The organism is Thermodesulfobium sp., assembly GCF_053498235.1.
On record NZ_JBRCUV010000038.1, the window covers coordinates 66,254 to 74,328 of the forward strand.

An 8,075-nucleotide genomic window follows, 5' to 3' on the forward strand; every position below is an offset into this window, starting at 1 on the left:
TCCTCCTCACTAAAACTTTAGTCCGGCTTCTCTTGCAGCTTCTGCTAAAAGCGCTACACGACCATGATATTTATATCCTGCTCTATCAAAAACTACTTTATCTATTCCCTTCTCGAGTGCTCTTTTGGCAATAAGCGAACCTACAACCTTAGATTTTTCTTTTTTATTGCCCGATAAAGAATTTCTAATTTCAGGATCCAACGAAGATGCGCTTACAAGAGTTCTACCTTCTGTATCATCGATAATTTGAGCATAAATGTGATTAAGACTTCTAAAAACAGAAAGTCTAGGTCTTTCTTTAGTACCAAAAACCTTCTTTCTGGTTCTCTTTTGTCTTATTTTTCTTCCTTCTAATCTTGTTTTTTCTTTTATCACAATAAGCCTCCTCTATTTCTTTGTTCCAGCTTTTCCAGGTTTGAGATGCAAAACCTCTCCTATATAACGAATACCCTTGCCTTTGTAAGAATCAGGAGGAAGTGATTTGCGAATGTTTGCAGCAACTTGGCCTACAAGCTCTTTGCTAATACCTTTCACCCAAATTTTATTAGTGCCTTCCAACTCAAACTTAATTTCTCTTGGCGCAGCAAATTCTACTGGATGAGATTGTCTCAATTGCATTACTAGCTTGTCTCCTTGTAATTGTGCCCTATAACCAGTTCCTACCAATTCAAGACCTTTCTTAAAGCCCTCGGAAACACCTATAATCATATTAGCGATCAACGTCCTAAACAATCCGTGGAAAGCCCTTGCCCTTTTAGAATCACTTTTCCTTTGAACTTCAAGTTGATTGTCATGTGCTTTGACTTCTATTTCTGGAGGCAAAATTTGGTGTAGTTCTCCTAAGGGCCCACTTACCTTTATCAAGTTAGCGTTTAAGTCAATATTAACTCCTTTTGGGATAGCGATAGGTTTTTTCCCAATTCGAGACAAAATCAATCACCTGCCTTTACAAATAAATAAAACCAAAATCTTATAATCATATATTTATCCTAGCTTTTAATTTGAATAATAATTTCTACCAAACCATACATAACAATTCTCCGCCAATTCCCTCTTTTCTAGCTCTTCGATCGCTCATTATGCCTTTAGTCGTAGAGAGAATCGCCAAACCAAAACCACCTAAGACTCTTGGAATATCGTTTTTCCCAACATAAACCCTTAGTCCTGGTTTACTGACTTTCTTTACGTCTCTAATAACTCTTTTACCATTAATATATCTAAGTTTTACCCTAAAAATATCTTGCGGATTAGACTTTATTCTTTCGTAATCCTCAATAAAATTTTCCTGCTTTAAGATTTGCAAAATCGATTCTTTCTCTTTAGAAGCAGGAAGTGTAAAAAAATCCTGCTTTGCATTATTGGCATTTTTTAACCTTATTAACATATCGGATATCGGATCAGTATGCATATAAACCTCCCTTACCAGCTCGCTTTCCTAATACCAGGTATCACACCTTCATAAGCCATCTTTCTTAAACAGATTCTACACAGACCAAATTTACGATAATATGCATGTGGTCTCCCGCACAAAAGACAACGGTTCTTTTGCCGAGTCGAAAATTTTGGTGGCTTTTTCCAAGTTTCTAATAAACCCTTTCGCGCCAACTATTTCACTCCTTCTTTAAGGTAAACTTTTAAACAAAAAAACATTTTTATATTAGCTCTTTCTAAAAGGAAAGCCAAGCGCAGCAAGTAATTCTTTGGCTTCTTTATCAGTTTTTGCTGTGGTCACGATAGTAATGTTCATCCCTCTAATTTTATCGATCTTATCATATTCAATCTCAGGAAAAACAAGCTGTTCACTTAAGCCTATCGTTATATTCCCTCTGCCATCAAAATGGTCATCAGAATATCCCTTAAAATCTCTTATTCTTGGAAAAGCAATGTTAAAAAGTTTATCTAAAAAATAGTACATCCTTTGCCCACGTAAGGTTACCTTTAGTCCAATAGGCATTCCTTGTCTAATTTTAAAAGCAGCTATAGATTTTTTTGCCCTTCTAATAATAGGCTTTTGACCGCTAATCACTCTAAGATCTTCTGTAGCTGCGTCTATTGCCTTAGCATTTTGAACAGCTTCACCTAAACCAATATTTATAACAACCTTTACAGGTTTTGGCACCTCCATAATATTCTTATATGAAAACTTGTCTTTTAAATAAGGCACAACTTTTGAATCGTATAATTCCTTTAACCTTGCTTTCATAAGGACCTCCTAACTAAACACTTCATTGCAATGTGAACAGTAACGATGCTTAGTACCTTCAGAATCAATCTTATGTTTTACTCTTGTTGGTTTTTTACATTTCGGGCATATCAACATAACCTTAGAAACAGAAAGTGGAGCTGGAATCTTCTGAATTCCTCCACGTCCTTTGGCACTGGGTTTTGTATGTCTTGTTACAATATTTGCTCCTTCAACTACTACCATCTTCTTATCTGGAATTGATTTGATAATTTTACCTTGTTTGCCTTTATCTTTACCAGATAATATCAATACAGTATCACCTTTCACAACGCTTAATTTAACTTTTTTAACCAATTTGCTTTTCATAAGACCTCCGGAGCCAAAGAAATAATTTTCATATAATTTTTGTCTCTCAACTCTCTAGCTACAGGACCAAAAACCCTTGTGCCTCTAGGATTCCCCTGGTTGTCAATTATTACAGCCGCATTATCATCAAATCTTATTACAGATCCATCGGGTCTTTTAATCTCTTTATGAGTTCTCACTATAACTGCCTTAACAATATCGGATTTCTTAACAATGCCATGAGGTTGAGCCACCTTTACTACCCCAACAACTACATCTCCCACTCCAGCATATTTGCTCATGCTTTTTCCCAATATTCTAATAATCATTACTTTCTTCGCACCTGTGTTATCAGCCACATTAAGTCTCGATTGAACGCAAAGCATCGTTATTTTCCTCCTTGCTCGAAACAATTTCTACGACACGCCATCTTTTTTCCTTACTTATTGGCCTACATTCCTCTATCACAACAGTATCACCAATTTTACAATTATTCTTTTCATCATGAGCTTTAAATTTAGCATAGACTTTAATTGTCTTTTTATAAAGCGGGTGTTTCTCGTGTTCAACCACTCTTACTATTACAGTTTTATCCATTTTATTAGAAATTACTTCTCCCTTTAGACGCTTTTTCATTATCTAACACCTCTTTTCTTTTCGGCCAAGAGGGTTAAAATTCTTGCAATTCTTATTTTTGTATCCTTAATTTTAGAGGTATTCGTCAACTGCCTTGTTGCCTGTTGAAATCTAAAATTGAACAACTCACGTCTAGCTTCTAAAAGTTTTTTCTCTAAGGTTTCAACATCCATAGAAGACAATTCCTTTATTTCTTCTGACTCTTTATAGCTCATGAGTTGTCACCACCCTTATCGGCCTCAATAATCTTAGTCTTGATAGACAGTTTATATTGGGCTTGTTTAAGCGCCTCTCTAGCAATAGACGGCTCAACTCCACCGCCTACCTCGAACATTATCTTACCAGGATCTACAACAGCCATCCAAGTCTCAGGAGAGCCCTTTCCTCCGCCCATTCTTACCTCTTCTGGTTTAGAGGTAACAGCCAGTTGAGGAAATATTCTAATCCAAACTTTACCTACTTTCTTAAAACTCCTAGCCAAAACTCTACGCGCAGCTTCTATTTGATTGGCAGAAATAAATCCACCCTCTAAAGCAACTAAACCATAATCTCCGTGTAATAGCTTTGTTCCTCTTTTAGCCACTCTTCTGGGGAAAAAAAGATGAGGCTTCCTCCACTTTGTCCTTTTAGGCATCATCATGGCCAATATCTCCTTCCTCTAAGGGCAAATTATCGTGTTTTACGTTAGTAGCAACCGGTATTACAGGCGAAGCAAATTTTGCGTGTTCAGAAAAATCATTAACGTAAAGCCAAACTTTTACACCAATTATGCCATATATAGTGTGGGCTTCAGCAAACCCATAATCTATATCTGCCCTTAACGTTTGAAGAGGTACTCTGCCCTCTCTGAGCCATTCGCTTCTTGCTACTTCAGCTCCACCGAGCCTACCGCTTACCATGATTTTTATTCCCTTAGCACCCGATCTTCTTGCTCTAAAAATCGCCTGCTTCATCGCCCTTCTAAATGTCACTCTTTTCTCTATCTGCGAAGCAACATTTTCAGCGATCAATTGTGCATCAAGATCAGGAACCGGAATATCTTCAACGTCAACTTCAATATTAGATTTAAATTCATCTACAAGCTTTTTTCTCAATATCTCTCTGCCCTGTCCACCACGTCCGATTACCATCCCTGGTCTTGCAGTTCTAACTATTACCTTTATTCTTTCTTGACCCTTTGATCCTCTTCTTTCAATTAATATCTTTGAAACAAACGCACCACTAAGTTCTTTTTTAACAAATTCTCTTATCTTAGAATCCTGCACAAGATCAGGACCAAAATTAGATTTCGGGGCAAACCAGTGCGCAACGTGATCCTTTGTTATTCCAACTCTTAACCCATTTGGATGTACTTTTTGACCCACTTATCGTTTGCCTCCTTTGTGTTTAGATTCAACAGTACCTACAACCACAGTAATATGAGAAGTTCTCTTTAATATTGGAAAGGCACGTCCATATGCTCTTGGAGTAAACCTTTTCATGCTCGGTCCTTTATCAGCAAAAGCCTTAGAAATAACTAAATTTTTCCTGTCAAGATTAAAATTGTTCTCTGCATTTGCTACAGCAGATTTTGTTATTTTGTAAAGTATACGGGCTGCTTTGTGAGGCATAACGCTTAAATTATTTAAAGCAACATCTACTTGTTTTCCAGGAAGCAAGTGGATAATTTCTTGCACCTTTTTCGGTGATATTCGAACATATTTTGATACAGCTCGAACTTCCATAATTTCCTCCTATACCTAAATATCAAGAACGCTCAACTGCACTATGACCTGGATGACCTTTAAAAGTCCTTGTCGGGACAAACTCTCCCAAACGATGACCAACCATAGCCTCAGTTAGGTAAATTGGAACGTGTTTTTTCCCATTATGCACTGCAAAGGTATGACCAACCATTTCTGGAATAATAACGGAAGCTCTTGACCACACCTTTATAACCTTTTTTTCTCCTGTTTTATTCATTTCGTGCACTTTCTTCAAAAGCTTCGGGTGGACATAAGGACCCTTTTTGCTCGAACGTCCCATAATTATCCTCTCCTTATACAAAACATTATTTATTTCTCCTGCGAAGGATATACTTATCAGATGATTTATGTCTCTTCCTTGTCTTATACCCCAAAGTTGGCTTACCCCATGGGGTTAAGGGACCAGGATGCCCAATAGGAGCTTTACCTTCTCCACCACCATGTGGATGATCTACAGGATTCATTACAACGCCTCTGTTATGTGGCCTTCTTCCCAACCATCTGCTTCTACCAGCCTTACCAATGGAAACGTTTTCGTGATCAAGATTACTAACCTGTCCAATTGTCGCCTTACATTGACTATTAACGAATCTAACTTCACCCGAAGGCATCCTTAAACTTACCATGTTACCTTCTTTAGACATGATTTGGGCGCCAGTACCGGCAGAACGCACGAGCTGGCCTCCTTTGCCAGGATAAAGCTCTATATTATGCACAATAGTGCCCAAAGGTATATATTTAAGAGGTAAACAAGACCCTACTGTTATATCCGCATCAGGACCAGATAGTACCTTTTGTCCAACCTTTAATCCTTCAGGAGATATAATATATCTCTTTTCACCATCTTTATAACTTAAAAGGGCAATTCTTGCACTTCTATTTGGATCATATTCAATGGAAACTACCTTTGCTTCAATTCCATCTTTATCCCTTTTAAAATCAATTTGTCTATACAAACGTTTGTGGCCACCACCGCGAAATCTTGAAGTAATTCTCCCAAAGTTATTTCTTCCACCAGTTTTTATCAAACCCTTTACAAGTGATTTTTCTGGTTTATTTTTAGATAGATCTTCAAAAGAAGAAACAGTCATAAATCTTCTACTTGCAGTATATGGCTTATAGCTTTTAATAGGCATATTCTTTAACCTCCCTATTGAACGCCTTCAAAGATCTCGATCTTATTTCCTGGCATTAGAGTTATAATGGCTTTTTTAAAAGAAGAGGTTAAACCAATATTTCTTCCCATTCTTTTAGGTTTACCTTTGACATTAATTATTTTCAGGTCCTTTACCTTAACTTTAAAAATTTCTTCTATAGCCATTTTTATAGATGTTTTGTTGGCATCTTTACTAACAATAAATGTATATTGGTTATACTTTCCTGCTAAATCTGTACTCTTTTCAGTAACAACAGGTTTAATTACATAGCGATATGGATCAAACATATTCTATCACCTCCAACTTTGCAAACACTCTAATGCCTCAGGGGTCAAAATAACCCTCTCTGACCACAGAATGTCAACTACCTTTAAATTATTAACATCAACAATTTTAAAGTTTGGGAGGTTTGCAAAAGCGCGTATAACGTTTTCAAAATAGTCATCTAAGATTACCAAACTCTTACAATTTTCTCCAGGAAGTTTTTTTACAAAGTCTACAGCAAACTTTGTTTTAGGTTCAATATTTGAAAGATTCTCAACAACTATAAATCTATCATTATCAATCAGATCTTTGATTGCAATATCTCTAGAAGTTTTTATAACCCTTTTTGGTAGGGCATAAGTATATTTTCTTGGTTTTGGCCCAAATGTAATTCCACCTTTTCTCCATATAGGGGAGCGAATTGACCCGTGCCTTGCTCTACCAGTATGTTTTTGGGCATATGGTTTTCTACCACCGCCCCTTACTTCTCCTCGAGTTTTAGTACACGCACTGCCAGATCTGGCCGTAGCAAGTTCCCTTACAACCTGCATATAAATAACATGTGAATTATCCTTTACATCGTTTAAATACGATTCAATCTCTTTAACCTTATTTCCATTCAAATCATATACAGAAATCATGCATTTCCTCCTTTGTACAGGATAACAAAGGAGTTCTTATGCCCAGGAATAGAGCCTTTAAGAACCACGAGATAGTCTTCAGGCAAGAGGTCAACAATCGAAATGTTCTTAACAGTTCTTTTAACGTTACCCATATGACCTGGCATTTTCTTGCCCTTTATAATCTTGCTCATCCCTGTGCCTACTCCTGTTGAACCAATTTTCCTGATATTTTTTGAACCGTGACTCATTGGCCCTCTTTGAAATTTCCATCTTTTTATAGTACCAGCAGTACCAAAACCTCTCGTAATACCTGTAACGTTAATGCTATCGCCAACAGAAAACATAGATATATCTAGCGTATCGCCCACATTAAAGTTACTATTTTGAAACTCAACGATCTTCTTGTGTGGTTTTAAGGAAAACTTTTTAAACAATCCTAACTGGGGCTTGTTCAATTTTCTTTCGGAACACTCTTGAAAGGCCACCCTTATTGCCTCATATCCATCCTTTTCAGCAGTCCTCTTATCAGCAACAGTTCCCTTTAAAGCCTGTACTACTGTAACGGGTATCACACCAGACGGTGTAATGTAGCTTGTCATCCCTATTTTTTTTCCAACTAAACCCATAAACATCTTACCCATTGCGAGTTTTCCTCCTCTCTTACACCTTTACCTCTATATCAACTCCTGCGGGTAAATCTAGGTCTCTTAAAGCGTCCATAGTTCTAGGTGTAGGATCAACTATATCAATTAGTCTCTTGTGAGTTAAAACTTCAAAATGTTCTTGCGAATCTTTGTCTATATGAGGAGATCTAATTACACAAAACAACTCACGCCTTGTAGGAAGCGGAATTGGACCGTGCACTGAGGCCCCTGTTCTTTGAACAGTATCAACTATTCTTTTTACCGATTGGTCTAACGTCCTGTGGTCGTAAGATTTTATCTTAACTCTAATTTTTTGACGCATTATCATCACCAACTATTCAATCATCTTTGTGACTACGCCAGCACCAACAGTTCTGCCGCCTTCACGTATTGCAAAGCGAAGTCCTTCTTCAATTGCTACTGGAGATATAAGCTCTACTACCATGTTTATGTTATCTCCAGGCATTACCATCTCT

General features: G+C 37.2%; 19 protein-coding genes. All 19 read right to left on the reverse strand.

Features of this window, described 5'->3' with window-relative positions; translation table 11 throughout:
• Positions 1–9 precede the first annotated feature (9 nt).
• Positions 10–375, reverse strand: coding sequence for a 50S ribosomal protein L18 (gene rplR / locus ACWIUX_RS05525; RefSeq protein WP_448589726.1), 366 nt, complete (start codon positions 373–375; stop codon positions 10–12).
• Positions 376–387: 12 nt separating this feature from the next.
• Positions 388–930 carry a 50S ribosomal protein L6 gene (gene rplF / locus ACWIUX_RS05530; protein WP_448589727.1) on the reverse strand — a complete coding sequence of 181 codons (543 nt, stop codon included), beginning with the start codon at positions 928–930 and terminating at the stop codon, positions 388–390.
• A gap of 85 nt (positions 931–1,015) precedes the next feature.
• A complete protein-coding gene (gene rpsH / locus ACWIUX_RS05535) occupies positions 1,016–1,408 on the reverse strand; it encodes a 30S ribosomal protein S8 (protein WP_448589728.1) in 393 nt (130 codons plus the stop codon).
• 11 nt (positions 1,409–1,419) lie between these two features.
• Positions 1,420–1,605, reverse strand: coding sequence for a type Z 30S ribosomal protein S14 (locus ACWIUX_RS05540; RefSeq protein ID WP_448589729.1), 186 nt, complete (start codon positions 1,603–1,605; stop codon positions 1,420–1,422).
• Between the two features lie 52 nt (positions 1,606–1,657).
• Positions 1,658–2,203, reverse strand: a complete 546-nt coding sequence (rplE, locus tag ACWIUX_RS05545) for a 50S ribosomal protein L5 (protein ID WP_448589730.1) — start codon at positions 2,201–2,203, stop codon at positions 1,658–1,660.
• 9 nt (positions 2,204–2,212) lie between these two features.
• Positions 2,213–2,551: a 50S ribosomal protein L24 gene (gene rplX / locus ACWIUX_RS05550; protein WP_448589731.1), complete on the reverse strand. Its 339-nt coding sequence runs from the start codon at positions 2,549–2,551 to the stop codon at positions 2,213–2,215.
• The gene (rplN, locus tag ACWIUX_RS05555; protein ID WP_448589732.1) at positions 2,548–2,916 is read right to left on the reverse strand and encodes a 50S ribosomal protein L14; all 369 of its coding nucleotides are present in this window, start codon (positions 2,914–2,916) and stop codon (positions 2,548–2,550) included. Before rplN ends, rplX begins: the two co-directional genes overlap by 4 nt.
• Complete coding sequence (rpsQ, locus tag ACWIUX_RS05560) at positions 2,891–3,166, reverse strand: 30S ribosomal protein S17 (protein WP_448589733.1); 276 nt, start codon at positions 3,164–3,166, stop codon at positions 2,891–2,893. The genes rplN and rpsQ overlap by 26 nt, the downstream gene beginning before the upstream one ends.
• The gene (gene rpmC, locus ACWIUX_RS05565; RefSeq protein ID WP_448589734.1) at positions 3,166–3,381 is read right to left on the reverse strand and encodes a 50S ribosomal protein L29; all 216 of its coding nucleotides are present in this window, start codon (positions 3,379–3,381) and stop codon (positions 3,166–3,168) included. The genes rpsQ and rpmC overlap by 1 nt, the downstream gene beginning before the upstream one ends.
• Positions 3,378–3,806 (reverse strand): 50S ribosomal protein L16, encoded by a 429-nt coding sequence (gene rplP / locus ACWIUX_RS05570; RefSeq protein ID WP_448589735.1) that lies wholly within the window; start codon positions 3,804–3,806, stop codon positions 3,378–3,380. The genes rpmC and rplP overlap by 4 nt, the downstream gene beginning before the upstream one ends.
• On the reverse strand, positions 3,793–4,530 hold the full coding sequence (gene rpsC / locus ACWIUX_RS05575) for a 30S ribosomal protein S3 (RefSeq protein WP_448589736.1): 738 nt from the start codon (positions 4,528–4,530) through the stop codon (positions 3,793–3,795). Before rpsC ends, rplP begins: the two co-directional genes overlap by 14 nt.
• Entirely contained in the window at positions 4,531–4,890 is a 360-nt protein-coding gene (gene rplV, locus ACWIUX_RS05580) for a 50S ribosomal protein L22 (RefSeq protein WP_448589737.1), read from the reverse strand.
• A gap of 22 nt (positions 4,891–4,912) precedes the next feature.
• Complete coding sequence (rpsS, locus tag ACWIUX_RS05585) at positions 4,913–5,191, reverse strand: 30S ribosomal protein S19 (protein WP_448589738.1); 279 nt, start codon at positions 5,189–5,191, stop codon at positions 4,913–4,915.
• 25 nt (positions 5,192–5,216) lie between these two features.
• Positions 5,217–6,047, reverse strand: coding sequence for a 50S ribosomal protein L2 (gene rplB, locus ACWIUX_RS05590; RefSeq protein WP_448589739.1), 831 nt, complete (start codon positions 6,045–6,047; stop codon positions 5,217–5,219).
• Between the two features lie 14 nt (positions 6,048–6,061).
• Complete coding sequence (rplW, locus tag ACWIUX_RS05595; RefSeq protein ID WP_448589740.1) at positions 6,062–6,355, reverse strand: 50S ribosomal protein L23; 294 nt, start codon at positions 6,353–6,355, stop codon at positions 6,062–6,064.
• Between the two features lie 6 nt (positions 6,356–6,361).
• A complete protein-coding gene (gene rplD / locus ACWIUX_RS05600) occupies positions 6,362–6,973 on the reverse strand; it encodes a 50S ribosomal protein L4 (protein ID WP_448589741.1) in 612 nt (203 codons plus the stop codon).
• Positions 6,970–7,596, reverse strand: a complete 627-nt coding sequence (rplC, locus tag ACWIUX_RS05605; RefSeq protein ID WP_448589742.1) for a 50S ribosomal protein L3 — start codon at positions 7,594–7,596, stop codon at positions 6,970–6,972. Before rplC ends, rplD begins: the two co-directional genes overlap by 4 nt.
• Positions 7,597–7,615: 19 nt before the next feature.
• On the reverse strand, positions 7,616–7,924 hold the full coding sequence (rpsJ, locus tag ACWIUX_RS05610) for a 30S ribosomal protein S10 (RefSeq protein ID WP_448589749.1): 309 nt from the start codon (positions 7,922–7,924) through the stop codon (positions 7,616–7,618).
• Positions 7,925–7,933: 9 nt separating this feature from the next.
• The coding region (locus ACWIUX_RS05615) for an EF-Tu C-terminal domain-related protein (protein WP_448589750.1) at positions 7,934–8,075 on the reverse strand (142 nt) is incomplete at its 5' end.

Excerpts from the sequence above, each read along its gene's own strand:
- rpsH (WP_448589728.1), bottom strand. The coding sequence starts at position 1,408 with ATGCATACTGATCCGATATCCGATATGTTAATAAGGTTAAAAAATGCC.
- rplN (WP_448589732.1), bottom strand. The coding sequence starts at position 2,916 with ATGCTTTGCGTTCAATCGAGACTTAATGTGGCTGATAACACAGGTGCG.
- rplC (WP_448589742.1), bottom strand. The coding sequence starts at position 7,596 with ATGGGTAAGATGTTTATGGGTTTAGTTGGAAAAAAAATAGGGATGACA.
- rplP (WP_448589735.1), bottom strand. The coding sequence starts at position 3,806 with ATGATGATGCCTAAAAGGACAAAGTGGAGGAAGCCTCATCTTTTTTTC.
- rplE (WP_448589730.1), bottom strand. The coding sequence starts at position 2,203 with ATGAAAGCAAGGTTAAAGGAATTATACGATTCAAAAGTTGTGCCTTAT.
- rplD (WP_448589741.1), bottom strand. The coding sequence starts at position 6,973 with ATGATTTCTGTATATGATTTGAATGGAAATAAGGTTAAAGAGATTGAA.
- rplB (WP_448589739.1), bottom strand. The coding sequence starts at position 6,047 with ATGCCTATTAAAAGCTATAAGCCATATACTGCAAGTAGAAGATTTATG.
- rpsS (WP_448589738.1), bottom strand. The coding sequence starts at position 5,191 with ATGGGACGTTCGAGCAAAAAGGGTCCTTATGTCCACCCGAAGCTTTTG.
- rplW (WP_448589740.1), bottom strand. The coding sequence starts at position 6,355 with ATGTTTGATCCATATCGCTATGTAATTAAACCTGTTGTTACTGAAAAG.
- rpsQ (WP_448589733.1), bottom strand. The coding sequence starts at position 3,166 with ATGAAAAAGCGTCTAAAGGGAGAAGTAATTTCTAATAAAATGGATAAA.
- rplV (WP_448589737.1), bottom strand. The coding sequence starts at position 4,890 with ATGGAAGTTCGAGCTGTATCAAAATATGTTCGAATATCACCGAAAAAG.
- rpmC (WP_448589734.1), bottom strand. The coding sequence starts at position 3,381 with ATGAGCTATAAAGAGTCAGAAGAAATAAAGGAATTGTCTTCTATGGAT.
- rplX (WP_448589731.1), bottom strand. The coding sequence starts at position 2,551 with ATGAAAAGCAAATTGGTTAAAAAAGTTAAATTAAGCGTTGTGAAAGGT.